The 13738-nt window shown below is 70.0% G+C and carries 11 protein-coding genes; 7 read left to right on the top strand and 4 right to left on the bottom strand.

Translation table 11 applies throughout. The features are described from left to right. The first annotated feature begins 2 nt into the window (after positions 1–2). Both ACO2Q0_RS06450 and msrA read left to right on the top strand, forming a co-directional pair. Positions 3–653: a 3-oxoacid CoA-transferase subunit B gene (locus tag ACO2Q0_RS06450; RefSeq protein WP_423350678.1), complete on the top strand. Its 651-nt coding sequence runs from the start codon at positions 3–5 to the stop codon at positions 651–653. 77 nt (positions 654–730) lie between these two features. After that, positions 731–1309, top strand: coding sequence for a peptide-methionine (S)-S-oxide reductase MsrA (gene msrA, locus ACO2Q0_RS06445; protein WP_423350677.1), 579 nt, complete (start codon positions 731–733; stop codon positions 1307–1309). On the opposite strand, the gene ACO2Q0_RS06440 is transcribed toward msrA, so the two are convergent. Continuing rightward, positions 1281–2831, bottom strand: coding sequence for an ArnT family glycosyltransferase (locus tag ACO2Q0_RS06440; protein ID WP_423350676.1), 1551 nt, complete (start codon positions 2829–2831; stop codon positions 1281–1283). The two genes, msrA and ACO2Q0_RS06440, sit on opposite strands and share 29 nt — an antisense overlap. Before the next feature lie 212 nt (positions 2832–3043). Here ACO2Q0_RS06440 and ACO2Q0_RS06435 point away from each other — a divergent pair, with 212 nt between their 5' ends. The 3 genes from ACO2Q0_RS06435 (at position 3044) to aguB (ending at position 8352) form a co-directional block, all read left to right on the top strand. Beyond that, positions 3044–6337, top strand: a complete 3294-nt coding sequence (locus tag ACO2Q0_RS06435; protein ID WP_423350675.1) for a TonB-dependent receptor — start codon at positions 3044–3046, stop codon at positions 6335–6337. A 144-nt stretch (positions 6338–6481) separates the two neighbouring features. Next, complete coding sequence (locus ACO2Q0_RS06430; protein ID WP_423350674.1) at positions 6482–7474, top strand: agmatine deiminase family protein; 993 nt, start codon at positions 6482–6484, stop codon at positions 7472–7474. Then, entirely contained in the window at positions 7474–8352 is an 879-nt protein-coding gene (gene aguB, locus ACO2Q0_RS06425) for an N-carbamoylputrescine amidase (protein WP_423350673.1), read from the top strand. The genes ACO2Q0_RS06430 and aguB overlap by 1 nt, the downstream gene beginning before the upstream one ends. On the opposite strand, the gene ACO2Q0_RS06420 is transcribed toward aguB, so the two are convergent. Both ACO2Q0_RS06420 and ACO2Q0_RS06415 read right to left on the bottom strand, forming a co-directional pair. Continuing rightward, complete coding sequence (locus tag ACO2Q0_RS06420) at positions 8349–9119, bottom strand: acid phosphatase (RefSeq protein WP_423351569.1); 771 nt, start codon at positions 9117–9119, stop codon at positions 8349–8351. The genes aguB and ACO2Q0_RS06420 overlap by 4 nt on opposite strands. Before the next feature lie 20 nt (positions 9120–9139). Continuing rightward, positions 9140–10030 (bottom strand): MaoC/PaaZ C-terminal domain-containing protein, encoded by an 891-nt coding sequence (locus tag ACO2Q0_RS06415; RefSeq protein ID WP_423350672.1) that lies wholly within the window; start codon positions 10028–10030, stop codon positions 9140–9142. 175 nt (positions 10031–10205) lie between these two features. Here ACO2Q0_RS06415 and ACO2Q0_RS06410 point away from each other — a divergent pair, with 175 nt between their 5' ends. Beyond that, the gene (locus tag ACO2Q0_RS06410) at positions 10206–11006 is read left to right on the top strand and encodes a SapC family protein (protein ID WP_423350671.1); all 801 of its coding nucleotides are present in this window, start codon (positions 10206–10208) and stop codon (positions 11004–11006) included. A gap of 53 nt (positions 11007–11059) precedes the next feature. Here ACO2Q0_RS06410 and ACO2Q0_RS06405 read toward each other — a convergent pair whose 3' ends face one another. Continuing rightward, complete coding sequence (locus tag ACO2Q0_RS06405; RefSeq protein ID WP_423350670.1) at positions 11060–11452, bottom strand: acyl dehydratase; 393 nt, start codon at positions 11450–11452, stop codon at positions 11060–11062. Positions 11453–11594: 142 nt separating this feature from the next. Between ACO2Q0_RS06405 and ACO2Q0_RS06400 the strand changes: the two genes are divergently transcribed. Next, positions 11595–13715: a protein-disulfide reductase DsbD family protein gene (locus tag ACO2Q0_RS06400; RefSeq protein ID WP_423350669.1), complete on the top strand. Its 2121-nt coding sequence runs from the start codon at positions 11595–11597 to the stop codon at positions 13713–13715. Positions 13716–13738: the final 23 nt, after the last annotated feature.

Below are 13738 nucleotides of genomic sequence, written 5' to 3'. Positions count from 1 at the left end.
CCATGGCCTGGACCCGCGACCAGATCGCCGCGCGTGCGGCCCGCGAGCTTCGCGACGGCTTCTACGTCAACCTCGGCATCGGCATCCCGACGCTCGTGGCCAACTACATCCCCGCCGGCATGCACGTGACCCTGCAGTCGGAGAACGGCATGCTGGGCATGGGCCCGTTCCCCTATGAGGGCGAGGCCGACCCCGACCTGATCAACGCCGGCAAGCAGACGATCACCGAGCTGGCCTCCTCGTCCTATTTCAGCTCGGCCGACAGCTTCGCCATGATCCGCGGCGGCCACATCGACCTCTCCATCCTGGGGGCCATGCAGGTGGCGGCCAACGGCGATCTCGCGAACTGGATGGTGCCGGGCAAGATGGTGAAGGGCATGGGCGGCGCCATGGACCTCGTGGCCGGCGTCAAGCGCGTGGTCGTGGTCATGGAGCACGTCGAGAAGTCGGGCGCGCCCAAGCTCATGAAGGCCTGCACCCTGCCGCTGACCGGCGCGGGCGTCGTGGACCTCGTCATCACCGACCTGGCCGTCTTCGACGTCAGCCGCGGCAAGAAGCCCCTGACCCTGCTGGAGCTCGCGCCAGACGTGAGCCTCGACGAGGTGCGGGCCAAGACCGAGGCCGCCTTCGAAGTCGCCCTGCAGACGGCCTGAGCCGGGCTGCATCCGCCGGCCGGGCTCCCGCGTACATGCGGGGTGACCCTGTCGTTCCGGAGTGGCATGCTCTTCTCATGAGACACCGCATCTTCACGGCGGCCGCCGTGGCGGGCCTGATCGCCGCCGCGCCCGCCACCGGCGCCGCCACCAAGACCGCCGTCTTCGCCGGCGGCTGCTTCTGGTCGATCGAGAAGCTGTTCGAAGGCAAGCCCGGCGTGGTCAGCGCCGTCTCCGGCTACGCCGGGGGCGCATCGCGCAACCCCACCTACGAGAACCACGAAGGCCACCTGGAGTCGGTGCGCGTCACCTACGACCCGGCCAAGGTCTCCTACGCCCAGCTCGTCGACCACTTCTTCCACAACATCGACCCGACCGATCCCAACGGCCAGATCTGCGACAAGGGCCCGGCCTATCGCACGGCGGTGTTCGTCTCCACGCCCGAGGAGCGGAAGATCGCCGAACAGGCCAAGGCCAAGGTCGCCGGCGAGCTGAAGGCCAAGGTTGCGACCCAGGTGCGCAACGCTGCGCCCTTCTGGAACGCCGAGGCCTATCACCAGGACTTCGCCAAGAAGAACCCGGCCCAGTACGAGCGCTACCGCATCGGCTGCGGCCGCGACCGCTGGCTCAAGACGGTCTGGGGCGGCCGGTCCTAGGATCGCGCGGCTTCGGCGCGAAGCCCTCGCCCACGAACATCTCGATCCGACGCCTGCGCTTGGCGTCCAGCCACACGCTGGCGATCTCCAGGCCCGAGGCGCGGCGGAAGTCGCCTTCCATCTCGGCGCGGTAATTGCCCTCCATGGCGACGGCCAGCACGCGTCCGCCCTCCGCGGGGCGCAGCGCGGCGCTCGCTTCGGCCTGGTTCTCCGGCGTGCCGGTCAGCAGCCAGCTCCGGAGCGGCGGCGCGCCGCCCGTGAACGCGTCGCGGCCGTAGTAGCTCATGGCGTAGAACAGGAAGCGGTTGTTGACCGCGATGGCGGTGAGGCCGGGCTCCACCGCCGCGCGCCGCAGCACCACGTCGGTGGTCTCGGCCCACCCCTTGGCCCGCTTGAAGCTGTTGCCGAGCCCCGTCTGCTCCGACAGCCGGGGGGAGATGGCCACCGCGAAGAACAGCGTCGCCACCACGGCCTGCATCGCCAGGGCCGCGACCAGCCAGCCTTTCGCGCGCCAGCGCACCAGCCAGGCGCCCACCAGCACCGCGCCGGCCAGGTACCCTGCCCCGGACCAGTTGGCGTTGGCCCGGCTGATGAAAGCCTGGCCGGTCACGATCAGCAGCGGCGGCAGCGTGAAACAGAGCAGCAGGAGGTCCTCGCGGCTGAGCCTCCGCCGCATCGCCGCCAGGGCAAGGCCGGCGATCAACGCCCCCAGCGGGATCGGCCCGAACACGCCGAACTGCGACAGGGCGAACTCGCCGAGCTCCGGCAGGTTGAACAGCTGGCGCCCGCCCCAGGCGGCGTTGGCCGCGGTGTGATGCAGGGTGGCGAAGCCGTGGGTCGCGTTCCACGCGACGTTCGGCGCCAGGATCACCGCGAAGGCCAGGACGGCCGCGCCGGCCCGCGCCGGCGTCCACGCCGCCCGCGCCCGGCCCGAGACGATCAGGTGGATCGCCAGCCCGATCAGGAAATAGACGGCCGCATACTTCGACAGGAACGCCAGCCCCAGGCCTGCGCCCAGCGCGGCGGCCAGCAGCGTCGCGCGGCGACCGTCCGCCTCCAGCAGCGCGACGTAGGCGAGGATCGTCAGGCCCAGGAAGAACAGCAGCGGCGCGTCGGTCGCCGCAACGAGCGAGGAGAGCTGCACGCCCGGCATCAGGGCGTAGAGCGCGGCGCCCGCGAACGCGCCGCCGCCGCCGTACAGCCGCCGCCCGATGGCGAACACCGCCAGCGTCGCGCCCGCCTGGAACAGCACCGCTGAGAGGCGCACCCAGGGCTCGGCGTCGCCGCCGATCGCCGTCGTCGCCCAGATCGCCCAGGCGATCATCGGCGGCTTGGAATAATAGCCGAAGTCGAGCGTCCGCGACCAAAGCCAGTACTGGGCTTCGTCCGGGTAGAGTTCGAGGGGGCTGGAGAACAGCACGACCAGCCGCACGGCCGTCAACGCGGCCACCAGCAGAACGGCCGCGCGCCAATCCTGGCGACCGCCGCCGTCTTTCGGGCCGAATCCGGTAACGTCGGTCATGGGTCTCCCAGCGCGCGGTGCGGACGCAAGTGGCGCGGCGTGCCGTGTAAAGCACACGGCGCCGCCTTTCGCCGCACTCCTGCATCTCCCCCGGCCACCGTAACAAAAGCGTCACCCACGTGGCGAAATTTGGCGCTATAGGGGCGCGCAAGACTCGCGGCGTACGGAAGGGGCGTCCGCCGTAGGCAGTCTATCGGATGAGGGGATACTTAATGAGAATGCTCCAACGGCTCGCGTGCGGCGCGGCGCTGACGGTCCTCGCCTCGGCCGCCTCGACGGCCGTGTACGCGCAGGCGACCACCGGCGCCATCCGTGGCCAGATCACCAGCGACTCCGGCGCGGCCGTGCCGAACGCCACGGTCACCGTCACCCACGTGCCGACCGGCTCGGTGGCGACGTCGGTCACCGGCGCGGACGGCTTCTTCTCCGTTCGCGGCCTGCGTCCGGGCGGCCCGTATCGGGTGAGCGCCACGGCGGCCAACTTCGAATCGGCCAGCGCCAACGTCTCGGCCATCGGCATCGGCGAGCCCGCCACGATCGACGTGGTCCTGTTCTCGGCCGGCAACCAGGTCGCCGAGCTGGTCGTCACCGCCGCCGCCGCGGCCAAGAGCCAGGGCGGCCCCGCCACCAACTTCACCGCCGGCGACATCGAAGCGCTGCCGTCGATCAGCCGCGACCTGAAGGACGTGGCCCGGATCGACCCCTTCGCCTCGATCGACCCCACCAACCAGGACGCCCTGTCGTTCGCGGGCACCAACACCCGGTTCAACCAGCTGACCGTCGACGGCGTTCGCCAGAACGACGACTTCGGCCTGAACAACAACGGCTACCCGACCCAGCGCTCGCCGATCTCGCTCGACGCCGTCGCCGCCGTGAACGTCTCGGTCGCCCCCTACAGCGTCATCAACAACGGCTTCGTCGGCGGCCAGATCAACGCCGTGACCAAGTCGGGCGGCAACAAGTTCTCGGGCACGGCCTTCTACGAGTACACCGACCAGGACCTGCGCGGTGACTCGCTCGAAGGCGTGAAGATCGAGCGCGCGTTCGAAGAGAAGACCTACGGCGCCACCCTCGGCGGCCCGATCATCAAGGATCGCCTGTTCTTCTTCGGCTCGTACGAGAAGTTCGAAGGCGTGCTCGGCTTCGACGAAGGCCCGGCCGGCTCGGGCGCGTCGACGACCATCCCGCGCATCACCCAGCAGACGATCGACCAGGTGCGCGCCGATACCCAGCGCATCTACGGCTACGATCCGGGCGGTGCGGTCATCGGCGCCTTCCCGGTGGAAGACGAGAAGTGGCTGGGCAAGATCGACTGGAACATCAACGACAACCACCGCGCCTCGTTCACCTACCAGAACACCAAGGGCAACTCGTTCAACGGGTCGGTGTCCGACACCTTCGCCCAGGGCAACAGCACGACCCAGCCCGCCATCGGCCTGGAATCGCGCCAGTACAACAAGACCGAAGAACTCACCGCCTACACGGTGCAGGTGAACTCGGACTGGACCGAGAACTTCTCGACCGAGTTCCGCTACTCCTCGAAGGAAACCGACACCACCCAGACCCCGCTGAACGGTCTGACGGTCGGTGAAGTCGCGGTGCGCGGCAACGACCTGCCGGGCCTGCAGGCGGGCGGCGGCACGCCGGAAATCCGCTTCGGCGCCGACATCAACCGCCACGACAACTATCTGAACGTGAAGCTCGAGACGATCGAGGCCATCGGCCGCTATCGCCTGGGCGTTCACGACCTGCTGTTCGGCTTCCGCACCGAGAAGGACGACCTCTACAACGTCTTCGTCTCGCGCTCGCTCGGCCAGTGGCAGTTCAACAGCTACGCCGACTTCCTCGCCCGCCGCGCCGGCTCGTTCTCGCTCACGGGCGGCATCGATCCGAGCTCGGGCACGGTCCCGGCCACCCTGGGCACCGCCCGGGCCGGCGCCGCCGACTTCGGCTTCCGTCTCTCCAGCATCTATGCGGAAGACCGCATCCAGATCCTCGACAACCTCGATGTGACGGCCGGCGTCCGCTTCGACTGGTACTCGACGAACGACGCGCCGATCCTGAACACGGCCTTCCTGTCGCGTCAGGGCTTCGCCAACACCAAGAGCCTGGACGGCGAGTCCGTCGTACTGCCGCGCGTCTCGTTCAACTACGAGCCGATGGACCGCCTCAACATCAGCGGCGGCTTCGGCCGCTTCTCGGCGACCGGCCTGAACGTCTGGATCTCGAACTCCTTCTCGAACACCGGCGTCAGCCAGACGAACGCGGTCTGCACGGGCTCGTATCTGCAGAACGTCGACATCACCAAGGCTCCGACCGGGTGCACGTTCACGCCTCGCGGCGGTGACGTGAACGCCCTGTCGCCCGCGTTCCAGATCCCCACGACCTGGAAGGCGAACCTGTCGGTCGGCTACGAGTTCGATCTCAGCCGCTTCGGCATCGGCGACGGCTGGCTGGTGCAGGTCGACTATCTGAAGGCGATCAACGAGAACGCCCTCTACTGGTCGGACGCCCGCTCGCGGGTGATCGGCCTCGCGCCGGACGGCCGTCCGGTCTATGGCCCGACGACCGTCGGCGACCTGACCGGCAACCAGGGCGACTTCATCCTCCGCAACATCGACAAGGGTGGTTCGGACTCGGTGGCCCTGACGCTGGCCAAGGACTGGCGTGACGGCCTCCTCGAAGGCCTCGGCTTCAACTACAGCTACACCTACACCGACGCCGAAGACGCCAACCCGATGACCAGCTCGATCGCTTCGTCGAGCTTCACCCGGTTCGCCAGCCAGAACCCGCTGAACCCGCCGGCGGCGACCTCGGACTACGAGGTCCGTCACCGTCACGCCCTGAACCTCTACTACGCGAAGAAGTTCTTCGGCGATAACGAGACCCGCTTCACGATGTTCGCGCAGCATCGCTCGGGCCTGCCGTTCAGCTACACCTTCGCCAACAGCCGGACCGGCAACTTCGACAACGACTTCGGCTACTACACCTCGAGCTACTCGGGTCGTCAGGCCACGTCGAACGCGCTGCTGTACGTGCCGCTGGCGAGCGACCCGATCGTCACCTACGCGCCGGGCTTCGACCAAGCCCGCTTCCGGACCTTCCTCGAGGACTCCGGTCTCGCGAAGTACGCCGGCAAGATCGCGCCGCGGAACGCCTTCCGTCAGGCGGACGTCACCACCTTCGACATCCGCATCAGCCAGGAACTGCCGGCCTTCTTCCCGAACGGGGCGAAGCTCGAGGTCTTCATGGACGTCGAGAACCTCGGCAACCTGCTGAACGACGACTGGGGCGTGCTCGAACAGTACGACTTCTCGCGCATGGTGCCGGTCGTGAACGTCAGCTGCGTCAACGGCGCCGGCGGCGCTGTCGGCTGCGGCGTCCCGGGCGCTCGCTACCTCATCAGCGGCACCGGCGCGAACGGCGCCTTCCAGGAGCCGGTCAAGGCGTACCGCCGCGACCAGTCCCTGTGGCAGATCAAGTTCGGCGCGAAGTACAAGTTCTAAGCCGAACGACACGTTGAGAGTTGGGAAGGGCGGCTGCGGCGACGCAGCCGCCCTTTCTCATTTGCCGCACATGCTTGACGCAGGGGGCGCGGGGGGCCATCTGCGCCCGGCTTCGAGACCCGTTCTCGTCCTTTGGGGGCCTAGATGACCTTCACCGTTCCCGCCGAGTGGGCGCCGCACAAGGCCATGTGGCTGGGCTTTCCCAGTCATGCCGACCTCTGGCAAGCCGACCTCGACGAGGCGCAGGCCGAGGTGGCCGCGCTCGCCCGCGCCCTCGCTGGGCCCGGGGGCGAACGCGTGCGCCTGATGACCGGCCATCCCGACGGCGAGGCGGCCGCGCGCCGCCTGCTGGGCGAGGTCGCCAACATCGAGATCGTCCCCGGCCGTTTCGGCGACATCTGGCTGCGCGACACCGGCCCGATCTTCGCCGGCGGCAAGGCTCAGGGGTTCAGGTTCAATGGCTGGGGCGGCAAGTACGACCTGCCGCATGACGACGAGGTGGCGGCCCAGATCGCCGAGGCCTCGGGCGTGGAACTCGTGCAGCACGACTTCATCCTGGAAGGCGGCGCCGTCGACCACGACGGCGCGGGCACGGTGCTGACCACCGGCCAGTGCCTCCTCAACGCCAACCGCAACCCGGGCTGGGACGACGCCAGGGCCGAGGCCGCGCTCGCCCGGTCGCTGGGGGCGAAGAAGGTCATCTGGCTGGGCGAGGGCCTGCAGAACGACCACACCGACGGCCACGTCGACAACCTGGCGCGCTTCGTGGCGCCGGGCGTCGTCGCCGTGCCCGTGGCCTGGGGCCGCGGCGATCCGAACGCGGCGGCCTATGACGACGCCGCGCGCCGGCTGGCGCATCAGACCGACGCCCAAGGGCAGGCGATCAAGGTCGTCCGCATCCCGTCGCCCGGCTTCGTCGAGGGCGAGGACGGCCCGATCCCCGCCAGCCACATGAACTTCCTCATCGCCAACGAAGCGGTGATCGTGCCGATCTACGAGGAGCGGCCGGGCGAACTCGCCGTCCAGTCGCTGGAGCAGCTCTTCCCCGACCGCAAGGTCATCGGCCTGCCGTCGATCGCCATCCTCACCGGCGGCGGCTCGTTCCACTGCATCACCCAACAGGAGCCCGCCGCCTGATGACGCGCACGCTGAAGGTCGCCGCCATCCAGACCTCGTACGGCGAGGACATGGCGGCCAACATCGAGAAGACCAAGGGCTTCATCCGCGCCGCCGCGGCGCAGGGCGCGCAGGTGATCCTGCCGTCCGAGCTGTTCCAGGGCCCGTACTTCTGCGTCGCCCAGGAGGAGCGCTGGTTCGCGACCGCCTACCCGTGGCGCGAGCATCCGGCCGTCGTCGAACTGCAGCCGCTGGCCAAGGAACTGGGCGTCGTCATCCCCGTCTCGATCTTCGAGCGCGAGGGGCCGCACTACTTCAACAGCCTCGTCATGATCGACGCGGACGGCGCGCTGATGGGCGTCTATCGCAAGAGCCACATCCCCGACGGGCCGGGCTACATGGAGAAGTATTACTTCCGGCCGGGCGACACCGGCTTCAAGGTCTGGGACACGAAGTTCGGCCGCATCGGCGTCGGCATCTGCTGGGACCAGTGGTACCCGGAATGCGCCCGGGCCATGACCCTGATGGGCGCCGAGGTGCTGCTCTATCCCACCGCGATCGGCTCCGAGCCGCACGACCCGACGCTGGACACCGCCGCGCCGTGGCGCCGCGCCATGCAGGGCCATGCCGTCTCGAACGTGATCCCGGTCGTGGGCGCCAACCGCACGGGCTTCGAGCCGTGGGCGGGCTATCCCAACGGCGGCCAGCAGTTCTACGGCTCCAGCTTCATCGCCGATCACCGGGGCGACCTGGTCTCGGCGCTGGGCCGCGAGGACGAGGGCATTGTCCAGGCCGAGTTCGACCTGGAGTTCCTGGCCACGCACCGCGCCGCCTGGGGCTTCTTCCGCGACCGGCGGACGGACCTCTACGGCGCCCTCGTCGGCGCGCGGCCGGCCTAGGCGCCGCAGCCGCTCGCCGCAGGCGCCGTCGCCAGCTCGCGCTTGGCGGCGGCGAGGTCGGCCATGAACGCCGGATCGGCGTGCAGGCGCGCGACCATGCCCGCCGCCAGCGTGCGGCCCGCCTCCACGTCCGACGGGAAGTGCACGCCGCAGACCACGCGGCTGTCGCCGGATTCCTGCCCGAGCTTCAGCAGGGCGTCGGCGCTCGCCGGGGCCGCTTCGGTGAGGATCAGCGCCCACGACCAGGCGACCATGGAGTGGCCCGAGGGGTAGGAGGCGTTGGTCTCCAGCCACTTCTCGCGCGGCACGCAGATCGCCTTGTCGTTACCCAGCGCCGGACGCTTGCGGTCGAAGAAGTTCTTAGCCGGCGTGCCGATGGTGCGGACATCCAGCTCAATCTTGTGCAGCAGCTTCCAGGCCACCGGCGTCGCCTGGGCGTTCACGTCCTTCCCCATGGCGCAGGAGAATCGCTTCAGCGCGCCGCCCTGCCAGAGGTCGTTGTCCTGTTGCGCCAGCTTCCAGCGGGCCGAGCCTTCGAGGCTGCGGGTGGCGTCGTAGTTCGCCCGGTCGGCGACGTCGTAGGGGCTGCCGGCCGCCGGCGGGCCGGGCAGGATGTCCTTGCCGCTGAGCGCGCTGGCCTGAAGGTAGCCGGTGGTCTGGCCGCCCGGCGCGGCCTGGGCGGCGGCGCGCGGCTGCGGCGCCGGATCGGCCTCCGGCGTGGCGGCGCAGGCGGCCAGCGCCAGGGCGGCGCCGGAGATGGTCAGCATACGGAGCAACGGAATCTTCCTCAGGCTCGAAGGACGGTCTTGCCGTTCTTGATCACGGTCACGCCGCGTTCCTTAACCCGGGCTTCGAACGAGATCACGTTCCCATCCCGCCAGAGGTCCACCGTGATCGTGTCGCCCGGGAACACCGGGGCCGAGAACCGCACCTGATGGCTCTGGATCACGCTCGGATCGAAGCCGGTGATCTCCTGCAGCACCGCCCGGCAGGTGATCCCGTAGGTGCACAGCCCATGCAGGATCGGCCGCTCGAACCCCGCCGCCTTGGCCACGTCGGGGTCGGAGTGCAGCGGGTTGCGGTCCCCGTTCAGGCGGTAGAGCAGCGCCTGGTCCGGACGGGTCGTAAAGTCGACCGAGACATCGGGTGCGCGGTCCGGGACCACGTGCGGCTCGGGCGCGCCGTCGCTGGGCCCGCCGAACCCGCCGTCGCCGCGGGCGAAGGTCGAACTCGTCAGGGTGGCGACCTTCTCGCCCTTGGCGTTGGTCCAGACCGTCTCGTTGACGATCACCGCGCCCTTGCCGGGACCCTTGTCGTAGGCGCCGACCACCCGCATCTCGGCGGTGAAGGTCCCGTAATCCGGCAGCGGCCTGTGCAGCTCGACCTTCTGCTCGCCGTGGACGACCATCAGGTAGTTGATCTCGCTCTGCCGCCAGCCTTCCCGCGGCGCGGCGGTCGGCGTCCGCTCGGCGCGTCCCACGCCGGCCGAGGACAGCACCGTCGCCGCGGTCGGGACCACCTTCAGCTCGCGCTCGTAAACGAACGGCAGCTCGTCGCGGTTCATCGGGTCGGCGCCCAGCCCGATCCCGAGCGCATACAGCATCACGTCCTTGTCGCCGTAGGTGAAGGTCCAGGCGTTGGGCGGGTTCTCGAGGATGTCGGGATAGTAGATCGGCACGGACGCGCTCCCCCTTGAGGTCTTTCCGCGATTGAAGGGCTTTGCGGCGGGGCAGGCAAGCGCGGACGGCCGCATTTGCCGCCCCCCTTCGGATCGGCTAGAAGCGGCGACTTCGCGCACGGGCGGACCTTGAGGAGGCTTCCGTCGGGCGCTCCAGAGATTTTCGAAGGTTCCGATGTCCGAAACGACCCAACTGCCCGCAGGCGGCGAGCTGACCGGCAGCGTCCTGTTCTACAACAAGCCCGAACCGCTGGCCCGCGAGCTGCACGGGAAGCTGGGCGTGAAGCGCATGGACGGCCCGTTCAAGTTCGCCAAGGCCGGCCACGCCATCCCGCTGACCGTCGGCGAGTTCCCGCTGGCCGCCGTCACCGGCCCGATCATCTTCGTCGGCGACGAGAAGCTGCCGATCGCGGTCATGGGCCTGAACGCCGGCGAGAACATGTTCGTCCAGGACAACGGCCTCTTCGAGCCGGGCGTCTACATCCCCGCCTACGTCCGCCGCTATCCGTTCGTGTTCGCCAACGACACCGCCAACAACCAGATGGTGCTCTGCGTCGACCGCGAGGCCGAGTTCGTGGTGGAGGGCGGCGACCTGTCCTTCTTCGACGACAAGGGCGAACCCACGCAATACACCCAGCAGTGCATCGAGTTCTGCAACAACTTCGAGGTCGAGCGTCAGCGGACGATGAGCTTCGTCCAGCTGCTCAAGGACCTCGACCTGTTCGAGACCAAGACCGCCCAGTTCACCCCGACCAACCCGGACGGCAGCCAGGGCCAGCCCCAGAAGATCGCCGAGTACTTCGGCGTGTCCGAGGACAAGCTCAACAAGCTCCCGGCCGACAAGATCATCGAGCTGCGCGACAACGGCGCGCTCGGCCAGATCTACGCCCACCTGCTGTCGCTGGTCGGCTGGGACCGCCTGATCGCCATCGCCATGGCCCGTCAGGTCCAGCAGCCCGCCGCCGCGAACGCGTAAGGCTCTGAGAACTCGGAAAGGGTCGGGGCGCCGCTCCGGCCCTTTTTCATGCCTTATCGGCTGAACACGCTCCGCGTGAGGCACGAGAAGACCAGGCGTCCGGCCTCGTCCAGCAGGTCGTGCTGGGCGATGACGATGCCCTTGCCGTCGCCGACGGGATCCTTGGCCATGATGGTCATCCGGCCCCGCAGCAGCTCGCCGGCCGGCGGGTTGCGCATCCAGCGCAGGGCGTCGACCCCCAGGCGCTTGGTCTGCGGCCACTCCGCGCCCGCCGCCGCGTCCAGCTTGGCCCACAGCGCATAGATCATCGCGTCGGGCGCGCCGCGCTCGGTCGCCCAGCCGGGCGTGAAGGCTCCGCAGAACGACGCCAGCGCCCCGGGGTCCACCGCGCAGGCCCCCAGCGATACGACCTGGCCGATCTCGATGTCGTCGAAGCTGGCGGGCACTTGGGGTCCTCTCCTGGCTGGAATCTGGCGTGAGAATGGACAACGCCGGAAGCCGAAGTCGAGCCCCCGCCTTTGCGCAGCCGAAATCCGCAGGCCATATAGCGGCCGTATCTGCTGAAGGTTGTCCTTCGAAGGAGTGGCGATGCGGTTGCTGGCGGGCGTCCTTGCCGCCCTGGCGATGTTCGGAACGGCGCACGCCGCGCCGGTGAACACAGGCCACCTCACCGCCGAGCTGGCCCCGCAGGCCCGCGGCATCGCGCCCGGCCAGACGATCCACGTCGCCCTCGTCCAGAAGATCCAGGACGGCTGGCACACCTACTGGCGCAATCCGGGCGACAGCGGCGAGCCCACCGCCATCGCCTGGGAGCTCCCGCAAGGCTGGACCGCCGGGGACATCGTCTGGCCGAAGCCGCACCGCCTGCCGGTCGGCCCGCTGGTCAACTACGGCTTCGAGGGCCAGGTGGTCCTGCCGGTCCCCGTCACCGCGCCGGCGAACGCCACGCCCGGCCAGACCGTCAGCCTGAAGGCCAAGGCCACCTTCCTCGTCTGCGCCGAGATCTGCGTGCCGGAGAACGCCGACCTGACGCTCGACCTGCCGGTCACCGCCGCGCCCGCGCCGCCCGACGGCCAGTGGGGTCCGGTCATCGACAAGGCGCTGGCCGCCACGCCCAGGCCCGCGGGCCTCACCGCCGCCTTCACCAACGACGCCGCCGGCCTGAAGCTCGCGATCGCCGGCTCCGTCGTGAAGGGCGTCGACCTGGCCGACGCCTACTTCTTCCCGTTCTCGGGCACGGCGATCGACCATGCCAAGCCCCAGCCCGTCGAGCGCGGCCCCGAAGGCCTGACGCTGACCCTGCCGCCCGGCGTCGACTTCCAGGCCGGCGAAGGCCCCGCTGAACTCGCCGGCGTGCTGACCTTCGGCGACCGGGCCGTGGAGCTCACCGCCGCCAGGGGCCCGGCCCCGGCCGGCGCCGCCGGCCTCGGCCCGCCGCCCGCGAAGGCGGACGGCGCCGCCGGCGGAAGCCTCGGCCTCCTCGGCTACGCCGCCTTCGCCCTCCTGGGCGGGCTGATCCTCAACCTGATGCCCTGCGTCTTCCCGGTGCTCGCCATGAAGGCCGCCTCGCTCGCCAGCCACGGCGGCTCGGCCTCGGCGCGGCGCGAGGGCCTGGCCTTCGGCGCCGGCGTCCTCGTCACCTTCCTGGCCCTGGCCGGCCTGCTGATCGCGCTCAAGGCGGCGGGCTCCGAGATCGGCTGGGGCTTCCAGCTGCAGTCGCCGCCGGTCGTGGCCTTCCTGGCGCTCCTGATGCTGGCCGTGGCGCTCAACCTCTCGGGCGTCTTCGAGATCGGCGGCTCGCTCCAGAACGTGGGTTCGGGCGCCGCCGCGCGCGGCGGCGTGGCCGGCGCGTTCTTCACCGGCGTCCTGGCCGTGGTCGTCGCCGCTCCCTGCACGGCGCCCTTCATGGGTGTGGCGCTGGGCTGGGCGCTGGCCCAGCCGGCCGTGGCGGCGCTGGTGGTGTTCGCCGCCCTGGCGCTAGGTTTCGCCGCCCCGTTCGTCGCGGTGGCCTTCGCGCCCGGCCTGCTCGCCCGCCTGCCCAAGCCCGGCCCCTGGATGGACGCCTTCCGCAAGGCCCTGGCCTTCCCGATGTACGCCGCCGCCGCCTGGCTCGCCTGGGTGCTGACCCAGCAGGCCGGCGCCGACGGCCTCGCCCGCCTGTTCGCCGCCGCCGTCGTCCTGGCGCTCGCCGCCTGGCTGGCCGGCATCGCCCAGCGGCGCGCCATCCTCGGCGGCCGGCCCGTGGCCCAGGCCGTGGCCGCCGGCGCGCTCACCGTCATCGCCATCGCCGCCGTGGTCGGCCCCAGTTACGCCGAAGCCCCGGCGGGAGCCGCCGCCGACACAGTCGCGGAGGGCGCGGCCTACGAGCCCTACAGCCCCGAGCGCCTCGCCGCCCTGCAGGCCGACGGCCGGCCGGTGTTCGTCAACTACACGGCGGCCTGGTGCGTCTCGTGCCAGGTGAACGAGCGGGTGGCGCTCTCCACCAAGGGCGTCGCCGAGGCCATGGCCCGCAACGGCGTCGCCTACCTCAAAGCCGACTGGACCAAGAAGGACCCGGTCATCGCCGAGGAACTGGCCCGCTTCGGCCGCGCCGGCGTGCCGCTCTATCTCGTGTATGGCAAGGACGGCGCCCAGCCGCGTATCCTGCCCGCCATCCTCACCGAAGGCGCGGTGGTGAAGGCCCTCGACGCCGCCGGAAAGCCGAGCTGAACCCTCAAGACGCCAGGAGCCTC

It is taken from the genome of Phenylobacterium sp. VNQ135, from assembly GCF_049445735.1.
GTDB lineage: Bacteria > Pseudomonadota > Alphaproteobacteria > Caulobacterales > Caulobacteraceae > Phenylobacterium.
The sequence above is the reverse complement of the archived record's forward strand: the minus strand, read 5'-3'. Positions and strand labels throughout refer to the sequence as shown.